This window comes from Citrobacter sp. MGH103 (genome assembly GCF_001034475.2).
Lineage (GTDB): Bacteria > Pseudomonadota > Gammaproteobacteria > Enterobacterales > Enterobacteriaceae > Citrobacter > Citrobacter freundii.
Genome location: NZ_CP073043.1, coordinates 1963931 through 1986328 on the forward strand (window position 1 = coordinate 1963931; position 22398 = coordinate 1986328).

At 53.1% G+C, this 22398-nt stretch carries 26 protein-coding genes and 1 riboswitch; of the genes, 12 read left to right on the forward strand and 14 right to left on the reverse strand.

The features are described from left to right. From pduP to pduA, 14 genes are read right to left on the reverse strand one after another with little or no spacing between them, the layout of a single operon-like run. Complete coding sequence (gene pduP, locus SK33_RS09290) at positions 1 to 1386, reverse strand: CoA-acylating propionaldehyde dehydrogenase PduP (RefSeq protein ID WP_003030206.1); 1386 nt, start codon at positions 1384 to 1386, stop codon at positions 1 to 3. After that, the gene (gene pduO / locus SK33_RS09295; protein ID WP_048218035.1) at positions 1383 to 2390 is read right to left on the reverse strand and encodes a two-domain cob(I)yrinic acid a,c-diamide adenosyltransferase PduO; all 1008 of its coding nucleotides are present in this window, start codon (positions 2388 to 2390) and stop codon (positions 1383 to 1385) included. The genes pduP and pduO overlap by 4 nt, the downstream gene beginning before the upstream one ends. An 8-nt stretch (positions 2391 to 2398) precedes the next feature. After that, a complete protein-coding gene (locus SK33_RS09300; RefSeq protein WP_003030211.1) occupies positions 2399 to 2674 on the reverse strand; it encodes a EutN/CcmL family microcompartment protein in 276 nt (91 codons plus the stop codon). 3 nt (positions 2675 to 2677) lie between these two features. Next, positions 2678 to 3169, reverse strand: a complete 492-nt coding sequence (gene pduM, locus SK33_RS09305; protein ID WP_048218034.1) for a microcompartment protein PduM — start codon at positions 3167 to 3169, stop codon at positions 2678 to 2680. Further along, the gene (locus tag SK33_RS09310; protein WP_003030214.1) at positions 3166 to 3798 is read right to left on the reverse strand and encodes a phosphate propanoyltransferase; all 633 of its coding nucleotides are present in this window, start codon (positions 3796 to 3798) and stop codon (positions 3166 to 3168) included. Before SK33_RS09310 ends, pduM begins: the two co-directional genes overlap by 4 nt. Beyond that, positions 3798 to 4262: a BMC domain-containing protein gene (locus SK33_RS09315; RefSeq protein WP_016150574.1), complete on the reverse strand. Its 465-nt coding sequence runs from the start codon at positions 4260 to 4262 to the stop codon at positions 3798 to 3800. The genes SK33_RS09310 and SK33_RS09315 overlap by 1 nt, the downstream gene beginning before the upstream one ends. A gap of 24 nt (positions 4263 to 4286) precedes the next feature. Further along, the gene (gene pduJ / locus SK33_RS09320) at positions 4287 to 4562 is read right to left on the reverse strand and encodes a propanediol utilization microcompartment protein PduJ (protein ID WP_001057752.1); all 276 of its coding nucleotides are present in this window, start codon (positions 4560 to 4562) and stop codon (positions 4287 to 4289) included. Positions 4563 to 4581: 19 nt separating this feature from the next. Then, positions 4582 to 4932, reverse strand: a complete 351-nt coding sequence (locus SK33_RS09325; protein ID WP_048218033.1) for a glycerol dehydratase reactivase beta/small subunit family protein — start codon at positions 4930 to 4932, stop codon at positions 4582 to 4584. Beyond that, positions 4922 to 6754, reverse strand: a complete 1833-nt coding sequence (locus SK33_RS09330; RefSeq protein ID WP_003839013.1) for a diol dehydratase reactivase subunit alpha — start codon at positions 6752 to 6754, stop codon at positions 4922 to 4924. The genes SK33_RS09325 and SK33_RS09330 overlap by 11 nt, the downstream gene beginning before the upstream one ends. A 15-nt stretch (positions 6755 to 6769) precedes the next feature. Further along, positions 6770 to 7288 carry a propanediol dehydratase small subunit PduE gene (pduE, locus tag SK33_RS09335; RefSeq protein ID WP_003030243.1) on the reverse strand — a complete coding sequence of 173 codons (519 nt, stop codon included), beginning with the start codon at positions 7286 to 7288 and terminating at the stop codon, positions 6770 to 6772. Between the two features lie 14 nt (positions 7289 to 7302). After that, a complete protein-coding gene (pduD, locus tag SK33_RS09340) occupies positions 7303 to 7977 on the reverse strand; it encodes a propanediol dehydratase medium subunit PduD (RefSeq protein WP_048218032.1) in 675 nt (224 codons plus the stop codon). A 10-nt stretch (positions 7978 to 7987) separates the two neighbouring features. Beyond that, entirely contained in the window at positions 7988 to 9652 is a 1665-nt protein-coding gene (pduC, locus tag SK33_RS09345; protein WP_048218031.1) for a propanediol dehydratase large subunit PduC, read from the reverse strand. Between the two features lie 18 nt (positions 9653 to 9670). Then, the gene (gene pduB, locus SK33_RS09350) at positions 9671 to 10483 is read right to left on the reverse strand and encodes a propanediol utilization microcompartment protein PduB (RefSeq protein ID WP_003030252.1); all 813 of its coding nucleotides are present in this window, start codon (positions 10481 to 10483) and stop codon (positions 9671 to 9673) included. Continuing rightward, a complete protein-coding gene (gene pduA, locus SK33_RS09355; protein ID WP_003030255.1) occupies positions 10483 to 10764 on the reverse strand; it encodes a propanediol utilization microcompartment protein PduA in 282 nt (93 codons plus the stop codon). The genes pduB and pduA overlap by 1 nt, the downstream gene beginning before the upstream one ends. A 525-nt stretch (positions 10765 to 11289) precedes the next feature. Between pduA and pduF the strand changes: the two genes are divergently transcribed. The 12 genes from pduF to SK33_RS09415 all read left to right on the forward strand — a co-directional run bounded on the left by pduF (position 11290) and on the right by SK33_RS09415 (position 22388). Then, positions 11290 to 12099, forward strand: a complete 810-nt coding sequence (pduF, locus tag SK33_RS09360) for a propanediol diffusion facilitator PduF (RefSeq protein ID WP_003030258.1) — start codon at positions 11290 to 11292, stop codon at positions 12097 to 12099. 203 nt (positions 12100 to 12302) lie between these two features. Then, entirely contained in the window at positions 12303 to 13214 is a 912-nt protein-coding gene (pocR, locus tag SK33_RS09365) for a transcriptional regulator PocR (protein ID WP_003030260.1), read from the forward strand. A gap of 332 nt (positions 13215 to 13546) precedes the next feature. Next, a riboswitch (cobalamin riboswitch) is annotated at positions 13547 to 13721 on the forward strand. Positions 13722 to 13809: 88 nt separating this feature from the next. After that, the gene (locus SK33_RS09370; protein ID WP_003030262.1) at positions 13810 to 15189 is read left to right on the forward strand and encodes a cobyrinate a,c-diamide synthase; all 1380 of its coding nucleotides are present in this window, start codon (positions 13810 to 13812) and stop codon (positions 15187 to 15189) included. Further along, positions 15186 to 16145, forward strand: coding sequence for an adenosylcobinamide-phosphate synthase CbiB (gene cbiB / locus SK33_RS09375; RefSeq protein WP_032949565.1), 960 nt, complete (start codon positions 15186 to 15188; stop codon positions 16143 to 16145). The genes SK33_RS09370 and cbiB overlap by 4 nt, the downstream gene beginning before the upstream one ends. 10 nt (positions 16146 to 16155) lie before the next feature. Then, positions 16156 to 16788, forward strand: coding sequence for a cobalt-precorrin-8 methylmutase (locus tag SK33_RS09380; protein WP_048218030.1), 633 nt, complete (start codon positions 16156 to 16158; stop codon positions 16786 to 16788). Continuing rightward, entirely contained in the window at positions 16785 to 17921 is a 1137-nt protein-coding gene (gene cbiD / locus SK33_RS09385; RefSeq protein WP_003030269.1) for a cobalt-precorrin-5B (C(1))-methyltransferase CbiD, read from the forward strand. The genes SK33_RS09380 and cbiD overlap by 4 nt, the downstream gene beginning before the upstream one ends. Continuing rightward, complete coding sequence (locus SK33_RS09390; RefSeq protein ID WP_032949563.1) at positions 17915 to 18520, forward strand: cobalt-precorrin-7 (C(5))-methyltransferase; 606 nt, start codon at positions 17915 to 17917, stop codon at positions 18518 to 18520. The genes cbiD and SK33_RS09390 overlap by 7 nt, the downstream gene beginning before the upstream one ends. Next, positions 18510 to 19079 carry a decarboxylating cobalt-precorrin-6B (C(15))-methyltransferase gene (locus SK33_RS09395; protein ID WP_003030273.1) on the forward strand — a complete coding sequence of 190 codons (570 nt, stop codon included), beginning with the start codon at positions 18510 to 18512 and terminating at the stop codon, positions 19077 to 19079. The genes SK33_RS09390 and SK33_RS09395 overlap by 11 nt, the downstream gene beginning before the upstream one ends. Continuing rightward, positions 19072 to 19845, forward strand: a complete 774-nt coding sequence (locus SK33_RS09400) for a cobalt-precorrin-4 methyltransferase (RefSeq protein WP_003030275.1) — start codon at positions 19072 to 19074, stop codon at positions 19843 to 19845. Before SK33_RS09395 ends, SK33_RS09400 begins: the two co-directional genes overlap by 8 nt. Next, positions 19826 to 20881 (forward strand): cobalt-precorrin 5A hydrolase, encoded by a 1056-nt coding sequence (gene cbiG / locus SK33_RS09405; protein ID WP_003030276.1) that lies wholly within the window; start codon positions 19826 to 19828, stop codon positions 20879 to 20881. Before SK33_RS09400 ends, cbiG begins: the two co-directional genes overlap by 20 nt. Beyond that, on the forward strand, positions 20881 to 21606 hold the full coding sequence (locus tag SK33_RS09410) for a precorrin-3B C(17)-methyltransferase (protein WP_003030278.1): 726 nt from the start codon (positions 20881 to 20883) through the stop codon (positions 21604 to 21606). Before cbiG ends, SK33_RS09410 begins: the two co-directional genes overlap by 1 nt. After that, positions 21603 to 22388: a cobalt-precorrin-6A reductase gene (locus SK33_RS09415; protein WP_046670006.1), complete on the forward strand. Its 786-nt coding sequence runs from the start codon at positions 21603 to 21605 to the stop codon at positions 22386 to 22388. The genes SK33_RS09410 and SK33_RS09415 overlap by 4 nt, the downstream gene beginning before the upstream one ends. Positions 22389 to 22398 lie beyond the last annotated feature (10 nt).

A 22398-nucleotide genomic window follows, 5' to 3' on the forward strand; every position in this document is an offset into this window, starting at 1 on the left:
TTAACGAATAGAAAAACCGTTTGTCAGCACGCAACGACGAGAGCGTGCGAAAGTGCGCGCAGATGTTGTTCCTTCACCGGTTGGCGTCGCAATAGTGAAGGTTGTAAAGCCTTCACCACCAACGCCGATCCCGGCGTAAGAGGGGCCATTTTTCACAAAGATGGAGGTCTGAAGCGTGCGCGCGGCAAGGTTCAAACGTGACACATTTTGCGAATGCATAATGGCCGTGTGATGCAATCCCTCTTCAACCTTCAGGGCCAACGTTAATGCACTATCAAAATCGCTCACCGTTACGACGGGGAGCATTGGCATCAGTTGCTCGCTGGTAACCCACGGGTCGTCCGCATGGACGATGCCTATCAGTAATCGAGGTGCTTTTGCCGGAACCGGTATTCCTGCTGCTTCCAGTAAGGTTGCCGGGCTTTTACCTACCAGTTTTTTATTGGCTATGCCTTCTGGTAGACAGACGGCTCGCAGTTTGTCTACCTCTTCTCTATTGAGAAGCATCGCACCAAAAGACTGCATCTGTTGAACCAGTCGTTCGGCAACGGCATCAACAACAATCAGGCTCTTCTCAGCAATGCAGGGGAGGTTGTAATCAAAGGATGCGCCATTGATGATATCTTCCGCCGCCTTAACCAGGTCGGCCGTTTCATCAACAATGCAGGGTGGATTTCCTGCGCCTGCGCCGATGACTTTTTTCCCGCTTTTCATGCCCATAGCAACAATGCCTGGGCCACCGGTAATCGCCAGAACTGCGATTTTAGGGTGCGCCATCATCTGCTGGGTAGCCTCAAAAGTGGGTTCTGTGACCGTGACGACAAGATTACGAATTCCGCAGCAACGGAAAGCAATATCTTCAATCATGGCAATCAGCTTGAGTGAAATCTTTTTAGCACCCGGATGCGGACTGAAGTAAACGCTATTCCCTGCCGCCAGCATGCTGATGCTGTTGTTAATAATGGTCTCTGTCGGATTAGTACTGGGGGCGACAGAACCAATTACGCCAAACGGTGAATACTCGAATAACACCATGCCGCCATCGCCGGTTAGCGCCGTGGTGGTGAGATCTTCGATACCCGGAGTGTTGTCCAGCGCGGCTTTATTTTTAAGGAACTTATCCTCTTTGTTGCCCATACCCGTTTCGGCAGCGCTCTCAGCGGCCAGTGAAGCTAGATGAGGCGTCAGTTCTTCGCGTAGGGCGTTTATGATGGCGCTGCGGGTTTTCAATGGACATTGCTGGTAACGCAGAAAAGCCTGATGAGCGGCATCGATCGCTTCGCCAACGGACGGAAAAATACCGTTACCCTTAACTTCTGCTTTTGCCGGGGCGAGTTGCTCACTCAAAATGTTACGAATAAGGGTTTCAAGTTCTGAAGTATTCATTGATGTGTTCTCACGTTAATCGCCGCAATGGCCGTTTCTGCAATGTCCATATCCTGTTCAACGCTTCCTCCGCTGATGCCAAGACCCCCGAGGAGTAAACCCTCACGCCATAATGCGTACCCGCCACCGAAGGTGACGACTTTTCCCTGCATATGGCTTTCCAGACCGTAAAGCGCGGCGCCTGGTTGCACTGCTGATGTCAGCTCATGCGTGGCGGTTTTCATCGCCACGGCAGTCCATGCTTTTTTCGGTGCCAGTTCGCTACTCACGAGTAATGCGTCAGGCATGCGCCAGGCCACCGTTTGGGTACCGTTCGCATCAACAATACTAATGACGACCGGAACCTGAAGTTCTTCTGCTCTCGTCACCGCAGCGCGAGTGAGTTGGTGGAGCTCCTGAAAAGACAGAGACATAGTCGGCTCCTTTGTGGCTGGTGGTTGAACGGCAGCGAGATAGCGCTCAGCCACTTTCTGAATGATTTCGTTTTGATGGGCGTCATGATCTTCTGCTCGTGCAAGCGCATATAAGCAGTCGGACAGGCGGTTGATATAACGCATCAGCACGTGTCTGACGGAGATCTCGGTAGACAGCTCGACCAGTCGTCTTTCTGCGCGACGTGCCAGAGTTCGGGCAAAGTGCAGTCGGCTGGCGGCTTCGCTGCGGCCTGGTAAAATAAAGCTGTGCAGGGGCGGTACTCTTCCCATTGCAATATCGATGGCAGCTTCCAGTGCCGCAATTTCTTCTGAGCTGATGTAGCGCTGCTCTGGCGTTGGTTCTTCGCTTTCGCTTGCCAGTTCGGCGCTGAACCAAAAAAGCTGCAGCTGGATATTTTCAAGTAACTGCCGGTGCTGAGGGTTTTTCGCCACGCAAACGCATAGGCTAAGCGCCGCATTCAGTTCGTCCAGCGTACCGTAGGCTTCCACGCGCGGATGCGTTTTGCTCACGCGCTGTCCGGTAAATAGGGCTGTTGTTCCGGCATCACCTGTGCGGGTATAAATCGCCATAGTTCCTCCTAACGAGAAAGCGTGTCGACAATGCCGACGATAGCCAGATCAATGGCCTCATTAGGGCCGGAAAATACGTGTCTGGCGCTGGACCCGCTGCTGAGTAATACCAGTTCGCCGGTCCCCGCGCCGACAGAATCAACAGCGACTTCATCTCCACTCACTGGGGACGCAGGAAGCTCTCCGTCAGCACTTACCCGACGTACCAGCAACAGTTTTTTTCCCACCAGTGATGGGGATTTTTGCGTGGAAACCACAACGCCTGTAACCCGTGCCAGATGCATAGCTCACTCCTGCTTAATTAGTTGGACATTTCGCAGACTGACAGCTTCCTGAGCCAGAGCCGTCACGACACATCGACGGCGTAGCACCAGTACGCCATCCCTCAATTGGGCGACGTCGGCATAGCTGAGAAGCTTCTCAGGATGCAAAAAGATGATTCGCCCCAGTTCGTCACTGAACTCCAGCGGCAGACGCGCGAGTTTTTTCACGGGGATTGCGGGTAACAATCGGTGTTGTAGTGAAATCTTCACGCGGACTCCGCATGCCAGCGCGTCGTGAATCGTTACCACCGACATGTTGACTGGGCAGCCTTCGGCAATTTGCTCCAGTAATGGCAGGTCCACTTGCTGGAGATGGAGCGACGAGTACTGGCAGCATACTGTCCGTGAATTGATTTCCCGTAACTGCGCGACGCTAAGAATGAGCGTGCTTTCCGCGCGTTTTTTTAATCGGGAAACAACCTCCTCGATAATGCGTTGCAGCAGTTCGTTGTTCATCGTGAGGTCACCAGTGTGGCAAATGCCTGGGGATTATCAGCGCCTGCAGCATTGGCTTCGTCTGTATCGATATGCATTTCGAGGCGCATATCCGGCGAAACGCGTACGGCGACGTTATCGAAAATCAGTCGACGTTCATCGCCATTAATGGCGACCGAGACTTTATCACCATGGGAAACTCGCAGAATCAGAGCATCGAGCGGCGACATATGGATATGCCGTTGGGCAACGATCACCCCGGATGCTAACTCCAGTTCAGCAAATGGGCTGACAAGACGAACACCGGGTGTGCCCTGAATATTGCCCGACATCCGCAGCGGAGCAGCAATTCCCAACGTGCGGGCGTCGGTACGAGAAATTTCGACCTGGCTGGTATTGCGCAGCGGGCCGAGTAAACGCACATTTTTTAACTGACCTTTTGGCCCCACCAGCGTGACAGTCTGCTCTGCTGCATATTGTCCTGGCTGCAGCAGCTCTTTTTTCTCACTAATTGGGTGATTGGGAAACAAGCGACCGTAATCTTCAGCGCACAGATGAATATGCCGATTAGAGATCCCCAGCGGAATCGGGCGCTCGCGCATTTCATCCAGAACCTTAGCGACAGTGGTTTCCAGTTGCTGTTTATCCATCACGCTTCACCTCGTTTGCCGGAGTGAAGACAAAGTGTGCGCGGCTCACCTTTTTGGCGAGGGCAGGCAGGATCAAGACACAAATTGCAGCTAATCAATTCTGCATCTTGCGGTGCTTCGGGTGCCGCATGGTCTACAAATATCTCTTCATGCGGTATGGCTGGTATGGGTTCGGGCGTTGGTTCAGGCTCCAGGACAACGCTATGCGACAGGATCCCGTCCCCGGGTCTGGAAATGACTTTGTGAGCCACCAGTCCATCTCGCTGGTCAGCGAAACTGACACCGGTGGAAATGGCCGCCTGGACGGAGGCCACATCCCCGATTATCTTGATCACCGTCCAGCCTGAGCCGTTGGTTTTTTCGAGGCCCACCAGCGTGATGGAGGCGGCTTTCGCCATGACGTCCGCGCAACTGATGGCTAATGCCAGACCACTAACTTCAAGTAATCCCAGTGATTGCTTCACGCTGTGCTCCTTGGTTGCAACGACTTATGCGGATTTAGGTAAAATGGCTTCAACGTCGCTGTGCGGACGCGGGATAACGTGGCAGGATTTCACCTCGCCAACGGCGCTTGCGGCTGCGCTTCCAGCATCTACGGCTGCTTTCACCGCGCCGACATCACCGCGAACCATAACGGTGATCAGGCCAGAGCCGATTTTTTCGTAACCAACCAACTGCACGTTTGCGGATTTCACCATGGCATCAGCGGCTTCAATAGCGCCGACAAGCCCTTTTGTTTCAACCAGTCCCAGTGCGTTATTCATACTGCTTTTCTCCTGTGGGTTATGAGTGGCATTCCCGGAACGGAATGCCTTTAACCAGCCGCGCAGCGTTGTTACCAATGCTGCGGCGATCGTGGCTATTTTGTTGATACGTCAGCGTAAAAAGCGGTGCTGATGAGGGTAAGTTTTTGTAGTGCACGACCAGTTTTTCACGGCTACAGCCAATACCAACCAGCAATGGCGATTGGCAGGCTGCCAACCATGCGTTGTGAATAATGTCAGTTGAGTCATTCTCCTGAATCACAAAGGGGATCCCTTCTTCTTCAATACCCAGCAGTACGTCATTCCAGACGTCAGCGCAGTCAGCACTGGTGAAGATAACGATGGCTGGCGTGGTGAGATTACTTTCCATGAGCGAATGCCTTATGCCAGGAGAGAATCAGCCCTGTCGCAACCGCATTGCGCGGACCTTCTGTACCACGAATATTGCCGCGCCCGGCAACCAGTCGATAATGCGCCAGAGCATCGGTGACCAGCTGCGGAACTTCAAAATCCAGGGATGAGCCGCCAACCAGTACCACAAAGGGAATATCCCGAATGTTCCCGGTCGGACTCACCTGACGTAGCGCTCTGAGTGCGTTAGTAACGAAAACGCGTTCCTTAGCACTTCGACGAATGGCCCGTACTTTCTCCAGCGCCAGTTCACCCGGCAGTGGCACCAGTTCATCGGGCTTCACTACGCACACGCGCGCAAAAACCGTTGGCGGGAGAGGTGTAGGGAAGAACTGAACGCTGCCGTCTTCGTGGCGAAGATGGAACAAGCTCTCAACTTTCGCCAACGGATACTTTTTAATCTCTTCCGCGAGATAACGGTCATCCAGACCCAGTTCACGGGCAATGATCATCGTGACCATATCGCCTGCCCCCGCCAGGTGCGTGGCAATAATTTCGCCCTTAGGATTGATGATAGAAGCGTCGGTTGAACCCGCGCCGAGGTCCAGAATAGCCAGTGGTCGCGTGGTGCCCGGAGTAGTTAAGGCCCCCAGAATGGCAGCTTCGGCTTCGGCCCCGCCAACCTGGACGTCAATGTTGAGCTTTTGCGTGATCTCCTGGGCAATCATCGCCATTTGCAGGCGGTCTGATTTCACCATGGAGGCTATGCCGACAGCCTGTTCCAGCGAGAACTCACCGGCAAGTCCACCCGTCACGCTGACAGGAACCGAGGTATCGACCGCCAGCAGATCCTGAATAAAAATTTCATGACTGGGTTTATTGGTTAATTCAGCCATCGTCTGGCGCACATGCTCCAGCATGCCGCCAATATTGGTGCCAGCTTCTCCGGTAACGTTATCCAGTTTCGGGCATTCACCAACCGCTTTCATAATCGCTTCGGCGCCCGCTGCAACGTCGACCCGTACTGTACGTCCCTGAGACTGTAGCTCCAGATTTCCGGCAGGAATCGCTCGCGCTTTCACATCACCTGACGGCGTTTTCACCACCACAGCTGAACGGTTGCCGATCAGCGCCCGTGCCATCGGAACAATGTTTTTAGTCTCATCGGCATTGAGGCCAAAGACAGTTGCAATACCGTAGGGGTTAGAAAGTGTTTCAATAACCTTTCCTGGTACGGCGACCTCAATGGCAGCCAGCATCCCCAACGGGATACGGTCAATATGAAGGACTTCATCGACTATGGGCAGGGGATGAGTCAGACGATTACTGACCAACACACCATCGTCCTGCTGCAAAATAACACCAGTCAACTGGTATCCGGCACGGACGGAGGCATTAATCATCGTAGCAACATCGGCGAAATCAAATGCCGATGACACCACCAGAATATAGGGCGTATCCGCCGGGCGACTGAGAAGGTCTTCCGGCGTAATAGTGACGCCCACGCCTAACCCGACACCGCCCGGTGTTTTAGGGTTATGGCCGATCATGGTGGATTCAGTGATGATGGTTTCGGTTATTGTTTCCATCGCCACGTCGCCAATGACCGGGGTGGCTTCGTTAATACGGATGAGCGAAATATCGCTGACATTGATACCGGCGTTTTTTGCCGCCAGCGTAAGGGCCTCCTGAATGCCAAACACATTACGTAATGTGCCCTTAATTCCGGTGGTTTCTGCCAGCGCGCTGCCGGTGATGCTCAGCACGCCAGACTCATCCAGAGTAGCCAGAGCAACTTCCGTTGATGAGTTGCCTATGTCAATGCCAGCTATATATCGCATGATCCTGTCCCTGAGTTAGTCGTCGCCTTTGAGTTTTTTACGCTCAACGTACAGCGCTGCCGCTTCACGAACGAAAGCTGCACAGATTTTTGCCTGATAACGATTTTCGAGATCGTCGGCGATAGCCATCAGCTCATCTTTTGTTGAGCGGTACGGGCGCAGCGCGTTGTAGATCTCAAGAATGCGATCGTCAGGAACAGCGGTTAGCTCGGCAGCGCGCTCAAAGTTCATCGCCAGCCTGTCACGTCCGGCATCTTTGGCGATTTCCGCCTGGAGGCGCAGTGTTTCAGGAGTGATGCGCATGTCCTGCGCGGTCACTTTGTTGCTCAGAACATTTTCAAGCGTGAAGTCGTCCAGCGTTTTGTTGGTCGCAGTTTTTACCCACTCAGGATGTTTATTCGCGAGAGGGTAATCCGTGACTTTCGCGGTATGTGCTGATGAACTCGCCGCGGGCGGAGTCGCGGACTCGCCTTGCAGGCTGTTCATCCGGCTCAACACATCCCGAACCATCGATTCAATTGCGTCGGTATTCATGGAGGTATCCTTTATCAAAGCGTCACGCGCAGTTCCTGCGGGTTTTTGCCTGTCACAACGTATTTGGTCTCTTTAATGTGCAGAATGGCTGATTTCGCCTGGTACTTAGGACGAGCCATCTGGTCATTCAGCGTAGGGACCGGTTGCGGAGATTCACGCTTGGCATAACGCGCGGCGTTTTTACCGATCTGACGATAGGTTTCCAGCGTCAGAAGCGGTGCCTGAGGGAACAGCTCCAGGTTTGAAAGCGGCGGTAACCCCTGCTGGTGGATAACCGTCGTGCCTTTTGACTGGATACCGATAGAGATCCCGGAACCGCTCAGACGGTTACCCTCAACGGCAACAAACGCCACATCGGAGGATTTAAAGCAGCGGATAACGCGCGCTTTAATGCCTTCTTCTTCAATACCGGCAATCACTTCGCGCAAGATATTCTTATGCGGGATCCCTACAATATTGACGGTTTGTGACAGGCCAAACGCCGGCCCTACGGCAATAATCACTTCGTCCTGTTGCTGGCCTTGTTTGGCTTCACCAATCTCGGTCAGAAAGCTGTCGCCCTGTGCCGCAGCAGCCTGAGGTGCGCTTGCCGCTGTAGATGCGCGGAAAGAGACGGGTTTGTCGCTGGTCTGCATTTCAGACAACACATCTTCAATTATCTTGCGCAGCAGTTTTTCATTAATTTCCATTTTTCACCCCTTAGCCAAGCTCGTTGGGATCAAGTGCGCCAGGGGTGTTTTTGATCTCTTCCCAGCGTTCGCCTTGCAGGCGATAACCTGTTGCCGGACCGGCATAGTCGTTAACATCATTGACAGCGGATAGCACCTGTCCGTCGCCAACGATAATGGCGGAGGTATGCAGGTAATCCCCGGTTAACTTGGCTTTCTGGATGTTGAGCATGTCCTGAGCGACATCGGTAAATCCGCCCTGAGCAAGGGCTTTCACCACTTCCAGACCGTTACGGTTTTTGTTGATGATCTCTTGTGCAAACTTGATATCTTCAACGATGTTACGTTCCGGCATATCTTTCGAACCGTGGGCGTAGGTCGCCGCTTCCACTTCTTCATCAGTGATTGGCGGTAATCCCATCCCGGCAAAGACGGCCTGCAGCGCACGCGCCGATTTGTTACGAATGGCGATAACGTCTTCTTCACGAACCGGACGCAGACCACCGTCTACTTTCAGGTCACGCTGGAGAACGTTGTAGTCGTCAAAATCTTCAGCATCCTCGTTCGAACCCGCAAACATGTTGTCGTAGTTCGGCACTGCGGAATAACCAGAAGAAATGAAGTCAGTACCCGGCAGGAACTGCATCAGCAGACGCGCAGTACGACGCATATCCGAATGGGTAAAGGTTTGGTCGTTGCTGGAGGCGCATTCCAGATCCAGAGAGGAGCAGATCAGGTTTTCAGCCAGCACAGCACGAATTCCTGACGGCACGGCGGAAGGGACTCCGATGCAGCTTACGGAACCGTTTTGAAGACCCTGTACGCCAGCAGCTTTGGTGATGTAAATACAGCGGGCTTCCAGATAAAGCATCGATTTGCCTTCGGCGTAACCCATCTGAACTTCTGAGCCTGAGCCGGAGGTAAAGCGCATTTTCAGACCACGGGATGCATAGGACGAGGCGAGGAAGCCTTTAGACCATGGCGTGTCATCGCCGTCGGTAAAGACGGGTTCAGTACCATAGACGGAGATAGTTTCAGCGTAGCAAGTGTGGCCTAGCATCCCGAGTTTGAGTTCGGTTGCTTCTTCCAGAGAACACTGAGTTAACACGCCCGGGCGTCCAACCTGTGAACCGACTAACAGCGCAATGGCGTTAAATGGCGCATAACGCGCAACGGCAACGGTCGTTTCCTGTTCGTCAAACCCGCGCCATGCGCCTTCAGCGGCATCAGCGGCAATTTGCACGGGGTTATCTTTGACATTAGTGACGTGCGCTTGTTGAGATGGTGTACGACGAGCACGCATTTTCTGCATGGCCATCATCATCTCAACGACGTTCATATGGGACACGACTTCGACAATTTTTGCCGGCGTCATTGCGGTGGTCAGCGGCACAATGTCTTTGCGCTTCACGTTGGGATCGCAAAGCATATTGGCCAGTTTGACCGAATCCATCGCCATGACTTCTTCAGCGCGTGCCAGGTTAATGCCGTAGCGGGCAATGAAATGGTCGATTAAGTCAAATTCACTGGCGGATTTACCGTCCAGTTCAGTGACTGTACCGTTGACGATTTTAATCGACGGTTTGGGGTCGTTCGGGCTTTCCATCGCAATGAAGCCTTCTTCGATCCACTCCTTAACGAAGCCATCCTGATTCACAGGGCGCTTCGCCAGTGCTTCAAATCTTTTCGATCTCATGAATCAGCCTCACTGATATCAGATGTAGGACGGACGATCGTTTTTCGGCTCTGAGCCGAGGGTCCCGAGTACGGTTTTACCGATTTCACGGGCGGAGATAACAGCCTGACGAACAGCGCCAGAGTCGCCCGAAATAACCAGAATGGCTTCGTTACTGAAGCTGGTGCCATGAGCAGGGGAGCTGTAAGCCACAACTTCCACGTTGGCGGATTTCAGGGCAGTATCAGCCATCAGGACACCAACGGACGCTGGTGCGCCGACGATGACGCCACAGGCACGACCAATCGGTGCGCCAAAGGCTTTTTCCAGTGCGTAGCTGGCACGTGCGGTGTACTGCATTTCGATGTGACCGGCTTCGTTGGCATAAACGTCGCCAAAGGTGCGATCCAGTTCTTTCAGTGCGACTTCAATGCCGCGTTTCACGTCGGAAACATCGTTGCCGCCAAGAATAATCAGCGAGCCATGACCTGCGCCGCCTTTGGTATCACGTGGTAACTCAATACTGACGACTTCAGTATTGGTGGCTTTCACCGCTTCATCGGCGGCCATGATGTGCGGGCCTGCGCCAGTACGGGCGCCAAGGATGCCAATGGAGCGATAGCGTTTTTCAAGTTTCATTGCGTCCAGTAGGGCACTGTCTACGTTGGCGATTACCAGACCGACGGTGTCGCCAATCGCGGTACCGACAAACTCCGTTAAACTGCAGCTTTTCTCTGCCATAGCCGTTTCTCGTGTTGGGTGATTATTTTCTGGGATAGCCTGCTGTTCTGGCGTTGCCACACGAGCAATCACCTGCGCCATGATCTGTTCAACCAGTTCATTGCTGCTCATTAGCTAATTCCCTTCGGTAAGATTTTTTCTACATCGGTATGCGGGCGTGGGATAACGTGTACGGCTTTCACTTCTCCCACATTACGGGCTGCGGCGGCACCGGCATCTGTTGCTGCTTTGACTGCGCCGACATCGCCGCGGACAATAACTGTTACCAGCCCCGAACCAATTTTTTCGTAGCCGACCAGCATTACATTGGCTGACTTCACCATTGCATCTGCGGCCTCTATGGCTGCAGTTAAGCCTTTGGTTTCTACCATTCCTAACGCTTCTTGTTGCATAAAGACCTCGCCTGGGTTGTCCCGATTTTCATGACTATAAAAAGAAGCGAGGAAAAAGAATGGCTGAGTTGAAAGTAAGAGTGAAAAAATAGTGGGGTAACGGTGAGATAAAATTGCTGTGCATTATTGTAATGTTATGTTTTTATTGATTATTTTAATCTTAATTGATATGACTATTTGGTTATGTTAATTCCATATTTACACTTTTCTGAGTGACAGTTTAAATATCATTTGCTATGCGAGAAAAATGAAATTGTGATGATCGTTTGAAAATGGAATTCTGCTGTTCGCAATATTTTATTATTTTGAAAATGCACTTTTAATTGGGTGAATCCACGTTTTGTCGCCTGTTTTAATAAAGGTGATAGCAAAAATTTGCTATCACAACACGATTTTTAAGGGTATGTCGCTTGCAGATTGCCAACAATTTGCCGATACAGATTTTTATAGTAAGTCTTGAAGTAACCTTCCTGCCAGCAAGGAGTCCGCTGGTAAAGACACGAACTCTGCTTAGAAGGTGTCACAATGAACGATTCACTAAGAGCGCAATGTATTGCTGAGTTTTTGGGTACCGGGCTATTTTTGTTTTTTGGTATTGGGTGCCTGAGCGCCCTTAAAGTCGCGGGTGCTAGTTTGGGATTGTGGGAGATCTGCATCATATGGGGCTTGGGGATCTCGCTTGCAGTTTACCTGACAGCCGGGATTTCTGGGGCCCATCTCAATCCTGCTATTACCATCGCACTTTGGTTGTTTGCCTGTTTTCCTGGTCGTAAAGTACTGCCTTATTCTGTCGCTCAGATAGCGGGTGCCTTTGGTGGCGCTATGCTGGCCTATTTGTTGTACGGCAGTTTGTTCATTGAGTATGAATCAGCCCACCAAATGGTACGCGGCAGTCTGGAAAGCCTGCAACTTGCCAGTATTTTTAGCACGTATCCTGCCGCCGCACTGAGTGTCTGGCAGGCCGCACTAGTCGAAGTGGTGATTACCTCCATTCTGATGGGGATGATTATGGCGCTAACGGACGACGGTAACGGCGTTCCCAAAGGCCCTCTGGCACCACTGTTGATTGGTATTCTGGTTGCTGTTATCGGCGCATCAACCGGCCCACTTACCGGCTTTGCGATGAACCCGGCACGTGATTTTGGTCCTAAATTGTTTGCCTGGATGGCCGGGTGGGGTGATGTTGCGATGACCGGCGGGCGCGATATCCCTTATTTCATCGTGCCGATTGTGGCTCCCATCATCGGCGCCTGTGCGGGCGCAGCAATTTATCGTTATTTTATTGGCAAAAATTTACCGTGTAATTCGTGTAAGTTGGAGGAAAACGAGAGCTAGCTTCATGAAAGATGTTTATTATTGAAAGGCAAAAACTGTTTTCGTGATCCGGTTTCCTGAACGGCTTAAAAAGTCTCCCAAGAATGGGAGACTTTTGTTATGTTCAATGCTGACTTTCATCAGAGCGCTGGATCGCGAGATGAAAATGAATGTGTGAATAATATGTTTTATTTATAACAATAAATTAACTGAGAGGTTTTATCATGATTTCTGCGAGTGCCCTGAACTCAGAACTCATTAATAAAATCGCACAGGATTTTGCACAGGCCACCAGTCTGGCTGTTGTGGTTGTCAATATTCACGGTGATGAAATTTCTGAGCTTTTTAATTTCACTCCTTTTTGCCAGTTGATGCGCCAGCATCCTCAGCATAGTACGCGTTGTCGTATGAGCGACCGCTGTGGCGGGTTGGAAGCCTCTAAGTCCGATCAACCTTGCATTTATCGCTGCCATGCCGGGCTTACCGATTTCTCAATTCCGCTGGTCATCGCGGGACACCTGGTAGGGTTTGTGCTTTGTGGACAAGTACGCTTAAGTAACGATGTAGGCCTCGTTGATATTCTGAACGTCGATGACCGCTGGCAAGCCGATCCTGAGCTGGTCAACGAGTTCCGTAATGTACCTGAGATGGACTATTCTCGTGTCATTGCCTCAGCGGATTTACTCAAGCTCATCGTCGAAAATTGCCTTAAGAAACAACTCAATTTTGTTGTTATCAAAGATAACCCGCAGCAGTCAGAGCCGGTACGCGCTAACCGCAGTACCAACCCCCATGACAGTAAAATGAAAAAAGCCCTGCGCTATATTGATGCGCATTTATCAGACGAGCTGCGTCTGGAAGATGTTGCCTCTCATGTTTTCCTTAGCCCGTACTATTTCAGTAAATTGTTCAAAAAATATCAGGGTATCGGTTTTAACGCATGGGTAAACCAACAGAGAATGGCAAGTGCCAAAGAGTTGCTTTGCCACAGTGACTGGAGCATAGCCAGCATTGCGCGTAATTTAGGCTTTTCGCAAACCAGCTATTTTTGCAAAGTGTTCCGTCAAACGTATCAGGTTACGCCGCAGGCATTTCGCCAGCAAATTAATGTCATTTCACGCGGAGAGTCCGCTTAAATAGCAATATTTTGCTATTGCCGATTTTTGATATGTGGCGCTATGCCCGTCATTATAAAATGAAAAATAATGACAGCTGCCAATAAATTGTCATAGCGCAACAAAATAATGGTATTAGAGGGATAAACTGCACCAGTTTTTATTTTTGTGATGAGATACAGTGTCTGTGTGAATGACTTTCTTTATTCTTAGCTGATACTTTCATTCAAAAAGTGAACGTATGAATATGTGGGAAAAGGCCAGGAAATTGGCTGAATGAATTCGGAAAGATATTAAACTGAATTATTGTCATGAGGTCGTGAATTTACCTCATAACAGAGAGCTTAATTAACCAGGCTCTTGAACTGACAGGTTTGCCACATTTGTGGTAGGGAAGGGGGTGAGAATCCCCCGCAGCCCCCGCTGCTGTGATGCTGACGACCCCGTATGGACCACTGATCGCAAGATTGGGAAGGACGGGTTAGGATGACGCTAAGCCAGAAGACCTGCCTGTCAGTGACTACCAACAACTTCGGTGGGAAGTGGGTGGTTCAGATGCATACAGTCGAGAGACTGGGTATCTCTACACCCCTACCACCCTGAACAGGATCAGGGTATGGCGGCCAATTTTCACGCATTTGTTCTTGCAGGTACCGGAAGCGGCTGTGGTAAAACCACGGTGACGCTGGGCTTGTTGAGCTTGTTGAAAAAACGCGGTTTGCGCGTCCAGCCTTGCAAAGTGGGTCCTGATTACCTTGATACCGGCTGGCATACAGCGGTATGCGGTACCGCTTCCCGCAATCTTGATAGCTTTATGCTTCCCGTCCCCACGCTGAACGCTCTATTCAACGAGCAGATGCGACATGCAGATATCGCCGTTATTGAAGGTGTGATGGGGTTGTATGACGGCTATGGTACCGACCCAAACTACTGCAGCACCGCCGCGATGGCTAAACAGTTAGGCTGTCCGGTCATCTTACTGGTTGATGGCAAAGCCGTTTCCACCTCAATCGCCGCAACAGTAATGGGTTTTCAGCATTTTGATCCCACCCTGAACATCGCCGGCGTTATTGTTAATCGGGTTAACAGCGAAACGCATTACCAGTTACTGAAAGTCGCAATCGAACGTTACTGCGATGTACCCGTCTTAGGTTACGTACCCCGTATGGATGGGGTTGCCCTTCCCGAACGACATTTGGGTTTAGTCACCGCACGTGAGTCGGTTGTCAATCAGCAACCGTGGCAGGAGTTTGCCGCGACGCTGGAGCAAACCCTTGATATTGGCGCACTGCTGACATTAAGCCTGTCAACCAATCTTCCTGCTGGCGAATGGCCTGCGCTGCCTGCCGCAGATGCCGGAGCAGGGCTAACGCTTGCAATTGCCGATGACGAAGCCTTCAACTTCTACTACCCGGACAACATTACGCTGCTGGAACGTACGGGGCTTAATATTGTTCGTTTTAGCCCGTTGCACGACACCTGCTTACCCGACTGTCAGATGATCTGGTTAGGTGGCGGATATCCTGAGCTACACGCTGCGGCGCTGGCTCGCAATGTCTCGATGCTGAAGCAACTGCGAGCGGCGCATCAACGTGGCGTCGCGATTTACGCAGAGTGTGGGGGGCTGATGTATCTCGGCAGTTCGCTTGAGGACAGTAACGGCGATACCTGGCTGATGGCGGATATCATTCCCGGCCACAGCAAAATGGGAAAACGTCTGACCCGATTTGGCTACTGCGAAGCGCAGGCCGCGCAGCAAACATTGTTAGCAGCAGAAGGGGAAGTGCTGCGCGGGCATGAATTCCACTATTCCGATTTTACCCCTGAAACGCCAGCGGTGATGAACTGTCGCAAAGTGCGCGATGGTAAAACGCTGCAAGCCTGGTCTGGCGGCTGGCAGGTCGGAAACACCTTCGCCAGCTATCTACACGTTCATTTTGCTCAACGTCCGCAGATGCTTAACCACTGGCTGACAGCCGCGAGGAGCGCGCTATGACGATCCTTGCGTGGTGTGTTGCCTGGCTGCTTGATTTTATCATCGGCGATCCGCAGAACTGGCCGCATCCGGTGCGCTGGATTGGCAATCTGATTTCTGCAGTGCAGCGAATTATTCGGCGTTATTGTCATAGCGACCGTGCGCTGCGCATTGGTGGCGCGGTGATGTGGATTGTGGTGGTTGGTCTGACCTGGGCTGCGTCCTGGGGCGTGCTGGTACTGGCAAAATCTGTTCATCCCTGGTTGGGTTGGGTGGTAGAGGTATGGATGATCTTTACCGTGCTGGCCGGGCGATGCCTGGCGAATGCCGCACAGGATGTCGAACGTCCTCTACGGGCCGGTGACCTTGCCGCGAGTCGGGAAAAACTGTCGTGGATAGTGGGGCGTGATACCTCGCAACTGCAACCGCAACAGATCAATCGCGCGGTGGTGGAAACCGTGGCTGAAAACACCGTCGACGGCATTATCGCGCCGCTGTTCTTTCTCCTTCTCGGCGGTGCGCCCCTGGCGATGGCCTACAAAGCGGTAAACACCCTTGACTCCATGGTGGGCTACAAACATGAAAAATACCGCGCTATCGGTATGGTCAGCGCGCGTCTGGACGATGTCGCGAACTTTATTCCTGCAAGACTGAGCTGGCTGCTGCTGGGCGTGGCGGCATTTTTATGCCGTAAAGACGGCTCGCGAGCTTTACAGATTGGCTGGCGCGATCGCTACAACCACAGCAGCCCAAACTGTGCGTGGTCAGAGGCATCCGTAGCCGGGGCATTAGGCATTCGTCTGGGTGGTCCTAATGACTACTTTGGCGAGCGCGTTGAGAAACCGTGGATCGGTGATGCACAACGCGACATTTCGGTAGACGACATTTCCCATACGATTCGACTGATGTGGGTGGCATCGACGCTGGCACTGGCGCTGTTTGTTGCGCTGCGGTGGCTGTGGGCCGGTGTAGCCTGAGGACAACATAATGCAATATATCCAGCAACCCCAGGCGATTGAAGCCAAAAGTTTCGACATTATTGGCGAGATCATCCGTGAAACCCGTCCGGACTATCAGTTTGCCAGTCCGTTACATGAAGCCATTATCAAGCGGGTCATTCACACGACGGCAGATTTCGACTGGCTGGACATTCTGTGGTTTTCCAGTGATGTGCTGGAGCAGTTTTGTGCGGCGCTTAGCCGTTCGAGCGTGATTTATACCGACACCACGATGGCGCTTTCCGGGATCAATAAAACGCTGCTGGCAAAATTCGGCGGTGAATGCCGCTGTTACATCAGTGACCCGCGGGTTGTGCGTACGGCAAAAGAGCAGGGTATTACCCGGTCCATGGCTGCTGTCGACATTGCGGTGAAGGAAGAGGGGGAAAAGCTGTTTGTCTTTGGCAACGCGCCGACAGCGCTGTTTCGCCTGCTTGAGCATGATGTCGCTGTCAGCGGTGTGGTTGGCGTACCGGTCGGGTTCGTTGGTGCAGAAGAGTCGAAAGAAGCATTGACCCAAAGCAAGTTGCCCGCCATTGCCGCGTTAGGCCGTAAAGGGGGGAGTAATGTCGCTGCCGCTATCGTCAACGCCATGCTTTATCACATGCAGGGGGCGCGATGAGCGAGGCCTTCGATACGCCGGTGTGGCACAACGGTAAAGCGCTGCGTAAAGGATATACCACGGGATCGTGCGCCACGGCGGCGGCAAAAGTGGCAGCGTTGATGGTATTACGCCAACACCTCATCCATCAGGTTTCCATCGTCACGCCTTCCGGGGTGACGTTGTGCCTGAATGTTGAGTCGCCACATATCGAAGGGCAGCAGGCGATAGCCGCCATCCGCAAAGACGGTGGTGATGATGTGGACGCCACACATGGGATGCTGATTTTTGCGCGCGTGACGTTAGACGATAGTGGCGTGATTGCCTTACAGGGCGGTGAAGGGGTCGGTACGGTAACCCGTAAAGGGATTGGCCTACCGGTCGGCAGCTCGGCGATTAACCGTACACCTCGCCAGACCATTGAATCTGCCGTCCGCGAAGCGATTGGCCCAAATCGTGGGGCGCAGATTGAAATCTTCGCGCCAGAAGGAGAAGAACGGGCGCAAAAAACCTACAACTCCCGCCTTGGCATTCTGGGCGGTATTTCGATTATCGGCACCACGGGTATTGTCACGCCGATGTCGGAAGAGAGCTGGAAACGTTCGCTGTCGCTGGAGCTGGAAATTAAGCGGGCGGCTGGGCTGGAGCGTGTCGTACTGGTGCCGGGAAACCACGGCGAGCGTTTTGTGCGCGAGCAGATGGGTATCGACACCCAGGTTGTAGTCACCATGAGCAACTTTGTCGGCTACATGATTGAAGAAGCCGTACGTCTTGGATTCCGGCAAATTGTGCTGGTGGGACATCCCGGTAAGCTCGTCAAAATCGCGGCGGGGATCTTCCATACCCATAGCCATATTGCCGATGCCCGCATGGAAACGCTGGTGGCCCACCTCGCATTACTTGGCGCACCGCTGGAACTGCTGACGCTGGTCAGCGAGTGCGATACCACCGAAGCGGCGATGGAGCATATCGACGCATACGGTTTCCAGCACATTTATGACCATCTGGCTCAGCGCATTTGTATGCGTGTTCTGCAAACATTGCGCTTTACCAAAAATCCACCGACCTGCGATGCCATCATGTTTTCCTTTGATAATCAGGTTCTTGGTAGTAATCGTCCGGTCGCAGAAATTGCTGAGGAGATGCAATGTTAACCGTTGTAGGGATGGGCCCCGCCGGTTTGCATTTGATGACGCCTGCGGCACGTGAAGCGGTCGCGGTGGCGGATGTTCTGGTCGGTGGAAAGCGGCATTTGCAGCAATTCCCGGATTTTGCCGGTGAACAGTTTGCTCTTGGCGCCAATATCCCGGAACTCCTGAGCTGGATTAGCGCGCACCAGGAGAAGCATGTTGTGGTACTGGCATCTGGCGATCCGCTGTTTTACGGCATCGGGACGCGCATGGTGGCGCATTTTGGTATTGAGAATGTGCGGATTATTCCCGGCATTAGTGCGGTGCAGTACCTGTGTGCGCAGTCCGGTATTGATATGAACGATATGTGGCTGACCAGTAGCCATGGCCGCAGCGTCTGTTTTGATGAGCTGGCGCGACATAACAAGGTAGCGATGGTGACTGATGCGCTGTGTGGCCCGCGTGAAATCGCGCAGCAGCTCATTGCCCGAGGCAAGGGGCATCGCTGGATGGTGATTGGCGAAAACCTGGCGATGGAAAACGAAAAGATCCATTTCCTGCCTGTGCGTGAAGTTAACGCCGACTATGACATGAATGCAGTGGTGATCCTCGATGAAAGATGAGCTGTTTCTGCGTGGAGAGAAAGTGCCGATGACCAAAGAAGCGGTACGCGCACTTGCCCTCTCAAAACTTGAATTACACCGCGCCAGTCACCTGATTGATATAGGCGCCGGAACCGGCAGCGTGTCGATAGAGGCGGCGTTGCAATATCCCGGATTACGTGTCACGGCCATCGAACGTAACCCGGCGGCGCTCAGGTTGCTGGACGAAAACCGCCAGCATTTTGCCTGCGCAAATATCGATATTTTTCCCGGCGTTGCTCCCATGACCATCGCGGAAAAAGCCGATGCCATTTTTATGGGCGGCAGCGGTGGTCATCTGACCGACCTGATTGACTGGTCGATGCGCCAATTGCATCCCGCAGGGCGTTTGGTGATGACATTTATCCTCCAGGAAAACCTCAACACCGCGCTAACACATCTGGACCATCTTGGCGTACAGGGAGTGGATTGCCTGCAGCTACAGGTTTCCTCGCTTACCGCGCTTGGCAGTGGTCACTATTTTAAACCGAATAACCCCGTATTTGTTATCGCCTGTCAGAAGGAAGGAAACCATGTCTGAGATTTTTGATCCCCGTAGCGTGTGGTTTGTTGGCGCAGGTCCTGGCGATCGCGAGCTGATTACCCTCAAAGGTTACCGGTTGCTGCAGCAGGCGCAGGTTGTTATCTACGCCGGATCGCTGATTAACACCGAACTGCTGGAGTATTGCCCTGCTGGTGCTGAATGTCACGACAGTGCCGAACTGCATCTGGAGCAGATCCTTGATCTGATGGAAGCCGGAGTGAAAGCGGGTAAAACCGTCGTGCGTCTGCAAACCGGCGATGTCTCGTTGTATGGTTCCGTGCGCGAGCAGGGCGAGGAGCTGACCAAACGCGGGATTGACTGGCAGGTGGTGCCCGGCGTCAGCGCGTTCCTCGGCGCGGCGGCGGAGCTGGGCGTTGAGTATACCGTGCCCGAAGTGTCACAGAGCCTGATCATTACGCGCCTGGAAGGCCGCACCCCGGTACCAGAGCGTGAACAGCTGGAGTCTTTTGCCAGCCACCAGACATCAATGGCGATATATCTTTCCGTCCAGCGTATTCATCGGGTGGCTGAGCGTCTGATTGAAGGTGGCTATCCGGCGACCACGCCCGTGGCGGTGATCTATAAAGCAACCTGGCCAGAAAGCCAGACCGTACGCGGGACCCTGGCGGATATTGGCGACAAGGTTCGCGATGCTGGCATCCGTAAAACGGCCCTTATTCTGGTCGGTAATTTCCTGGGCTCGGAGTATCACTACTCCAAACTCTATGCGGCGGACTTTAGCCATGAATACCGTAAAGCCTGAGTCAATTGCGCTTTTTTGCCTGACTCCTGGCGGCGTTGTGCTGGCGAAACGTCTGGCAGCTATGCTGCCGGTTACCTGTTTTACCAGTGAAAAGCTGCTGGAGGAGGGGTTTATTCCCTTCGAAAACGGCTTTGCGAATACCGCTCGCGAAGCGTTTACGAATTATTCGGCGCTGATTTTTATCGGGGCGACTGGCATTGCGGTGCGCGTACTGGCCCCGCTGGTCAACGACAAGTTTTGCGATCCGGCGGTGGTGGTCATTGATGAACGTGCCCAGCATGTCATCAGCCTGCTCTCCGGTCACGCGGGCGGTGCTAATGCGTTGGCACGTTATCTGGCGGGCATGTTGGGCGCCGACCCGGTTATCACCACCGCGACGGATGTGAACGATATGGCGGCACTGGATACGCTGGCATTTCAACTGAATGCCCGAATGAGTGATTTCCGTTCGGCGGTGAAGATCGTCAATCAGATGTTGGTCAGCAATAAGCGGGTTGGGCTGTGGTGGGATGACGAACTGACGCAGGATGTCAGCCATTGCGACCGGCGCGGATTTATTACGGTCACCGATCTCAACCAGCTCCCTGAACTGGATGCGTTGGTGTGCATCACCTTACGCACAAATTTACCTGAGCTGCCTGTTCCGCACTGGAAGCTGGTGCCGCAGCGGGTTGTGGCCGGAATTGGTTGTCGGCGTGATACGCCGTTCCCGCTGCTGGCTGCGCTGCTTGCCCGCCAACTCGAAGCCCAACAGCTCGATCCGCTGGCGCTAAAAGCGATTGGCAGCATCACGCTGAAAAAAGATGAACAGGGACTTATCCAACTGGCTTCATGCTGCCGCGTTCCTTTCGAAACCTTTACTGCTGACGCGCTGCGTGAGCATGAGCACCGTTTTCCGGCCTCATCGTTTGTTCGCAAAACGGTGGGTACAGGAAGCGTTTCTGGTCCTGCAGCCTGGCTGTTGAGCCACGGACAACTGTTAGGCGAGACCCTGCGAGAACAGGGCGTCACTATCACTTTGGGAGTTTCACACTGATGTTAAGCGTAATTGGAATTGGCCCTGGCTCGCAGGCAATGATGACCATGGAAGCCGTTGAAGCACTGCAGGCAGCGGAAATCATCGTGGGCTATAAAACCTACACCCATCTGGTAAAAGCGTTCACTGGCGACAAGCAGGTGATCAAAACCGGGATGTGCAAAGAGATTGAACGCTGTCAGGCGGCGATCGAACTGGCGCAGGCGGGGCACAACGTGGCGCTGATCAGCAGCGGTGATGCGGGGATTTACGGTATGGCCGGGCTGGTGCTCGAGCTGGTCAGTAAGCAAAAGCTGGACGTTGAGGTCAGGCTAATCCCAGGGATGACCGCCAGCATTGCCGCCGCCTCTTTGCTGGGTGCGCCGTTGATGCACGATTTCTGCCACATCAGCTTAAGCGATCTGTTAACGCCGTGGCCGGTTATCGAAAAACGCATCGTTGCCGCCGGTGAGGCCGATTTTGTTATCTGTTTCTACAACCCACGCAGTCGGGGTCGCGAAGGACATCTGGCGCGCGCATTTGAGCTGTTATCTGCCAGCAAGAGCGCACAAACGCCGGTTGGTATTGTGAAGTCAGCCGGACGTAAAAAGCAGGAAAAATGGCTGACCACGCTGGGTGAAATGGACTTTGAGCCGGTTGATATGACCAGTCTTGTGATCGTGGGCAATAAAACAACCTATGTTCAGGACGGCCTGATGATCACGCCACGAGGTTATGTGCTGTGAATTATGGTGATGTGCTGGTCATGGGCGGCACCAGCGACGCGCGCATGCTGTGCCAGCAACTGGATGCGGCAAACGTGGCCTACACCCTGTCCGTTGCGACCCCGACGGGAAAGCAGCTGGCGGGAGACATCAAAGGCCAGGTGCGCTGCGGGCGTCTGGAACGTGAACAAATGATTGCCTGGCTACAGGAAAATCAGACGCGCTGGGTGATCGATGCCTCGCATCCGTACGCCGAGGTGGTGAGTCGCAACATCATGAATGCCTGCGAAGCGGCGGGCGTACTGCTGAGCCGCTACCAGCGCCCTGAGCAGTTGAGCGGATTAACTCACCCGCAGCTTTATACCGTACAAAGTATTCCGCAAGCCTGTGAGGTGGCGCGACGCTTCGGCGATCGCGTGCTGTTGACGACTGGCAGTAAAGATCTGTCCATCTGGCGCGAAGGGTTGCCTGAAAAAACGCTGCTGGCGCGCGTTCTGCCTGTACCTGAGGTCATTCAGCAATGCGCGGATCTGGGATTTGGCGTCGGTGAAATCTTCGCACTGTGTGGGCCGTTTAGCGCCGAGTTCAACGCCGCGTTTTATCGCCAGTGTCAGGCTGATGTGGTGATCACTAAGGCTTCAGGCGCTGAAGGTGGTTATCAGGAAAAAGTTCAACCCTGTCTGGATGCCGGTATCCCCTGCATCGTGATTACACGTCCGGCACCGTTGGTGACGGGAGACGAGTTACTGGAAAGTCAGGCCGCCTTTGCGGCGCGTTTAACGCGCTGGCTGGCCGCGGCTTAAGGAGTTAAAG

Excerpts from the sequence above, each read along its gene's own strand:
- cbiD (WP_003030269.1), top strand. The coding sequence starts at position 16,785 with ATGAGCGAGGCCTTCGATACGCCGGTGTGGCACAACGGTAAAGCGCTG.
- pduP (WP_003030206.1), bottom strand. The coding sequence starts at position 1,386 with ATGAATACTTCAGAACTTGAAACCCTTATTCGTAACATTTTGAGTGAG.
- cbiB (WP_032949565.1), top strand. The coding sequence starts at position 15,186 with ATGACGATCCTTGCGTGGTGTGTTGCCTGGCTGCTTGATTTTATCATC.
- pocR (WP_003030260.1), top strand. The coding sequence starts at position 12,303 with ATGATTTCTGCGAGTGCCCTGAACTCAGAACTCATTAATAAAATCGCA.
- SK33_RS09330 (WP_003839013.1), bottom strand. The coding sequence starts at position 6,754 with ATGCGATATATAGCTGGCATTGACATAGGCAACTCATCAACGGAAGTT.
- SK33_RS09370 (WP_003030262.1), top strand. The coding sequence starts at position 13,810 with ATGGCGGCCAATTTTCACGCATTTGTTCTTGCAGGTACCGGAAGCGGC.
- SK33_RS09325 (WP_048218033.1), bottom strand. The coding sequence starts at position 4,932 with ATGGAAAGTAATCTCACCACGCCAGCCATCGTTATCTTCACCAGTGCT.
- SK33_RS09380 (WP_048218030.1), top strand. The coding sequence starts at position 16,156 with ATGCAATATATCCAGCAACCCCAGGCGATTGAAGCCAAAAGTTTCGAC.
- pduC (WP_048218031.1), bottom strand. The coding sequence starts at position 9,652 with ATGAGATCGAAAAGATTTGAAGCACTGGCGAAGCGCCCTGTGAATCAG.
- pduF (WP_003030258.1), top strand. The coding sequence starts at position 11,290 with ATGAACGATTCACTAAGAGCGCAATGTATTGCTGAGTTTTTGGGTACC.
- SK33_RS09400 (WP_003030275.1), top strand. The coding sequence starts at position 19,072 with ATGTCTGAGATTTTTGATCCCCGTAGCGTGTGGTTTGTTGGCGCAGGT.
- pduB (WP_003030252.1), bottom strand. The coding sequence starts at position 10,483 with ATGAGCAGCAATGAACTGGTTGAACAGATCATGGCGCAGGTGATTGCT.
- SK33_RS09395 (WP_003030273.1), top strand. The coding sequence starts at position 18,510 with ATGAAAGATGAGCTGTTTCTGCGTGGAGAGAAAGTGCCGATGACCAAA.
- pduJ (WP_001057752.1), bottom strand. The coding sequence starts at position 4,562 with ATGAATAACGCACTGGGACTGGTTGAAACAAAAGGGCTTGTCGGCGCT.
- cbiG (WP_003030276.1), top strand. The coding sequence starts at position 19,826 with ATGAATACCGTAAAGCCTGAGTCAATTGCGCTTTTTTGCCTGACTCCT.
- pduM (WP_048218034.1), bottom strand. The coding sequence starts at position 3,169 with ATGAACAACGAACTGCTGCAACGCATTATCGAGGAGGTTGTTTCCCGA.
- pduO (WP_048218035.1), bottom strand. The coding sequence starts at position 2,390 with ATGGCGATTTATACCCGCACAGGTGATGCCGGAACAACAGCCCTATTT.
- pduE (WP_003030243.1), bottom strand. The coding sequence starts at position 7,288 with ATGAATACCGACGCAATTGAATCGATGGTTCGGGATGTGTTGAGCCGG.
- pduA (WP_003030255.1), bottom strand. The coding sequence starts at position 10,764 with ATGCAACAAGAAGCGTTAGGAATGGTAGAAACCAAAGGCTTAACTGCA.
- SK33_RS09410 (WP_003030278.1), top strand. The coding sequence starts at position 20,881 with ATGTTAAGCGTAATTGGAATTGGCCCTGGCTCGCAGGCAATGATGACC.
- pduD (WP_048218032.1), bottom strand. The coding sequence starts at position 7,977 with ATGGAAATTAATGAAAAACTGCTGCGCAAGATAATTGAAGATGTGTTG.
- SK33_RS09390 (WP_032949563.1), top strand. The coding sequence starts at position 17,915 with ATGTTAACCGTTGTAGGGATGGGCCCCGCCGGTTTGCATTTGATGACG.
- SK33_RS09300 (WP_003030211.1), bottom strand. The coding sequence starts at position 2,674 with ATGCATCTGGCACGGGTTACAGGCGTTGTGGTTTCCACGCAAAAATCC.
- SK33_RS09310 (WP_003030214.1), bottom strand. The coding sequence starts at position 3,798 with ATGGATAAACAGCAACTGGAAACCACTGTCGCTAAGGTTCTGGATGAA.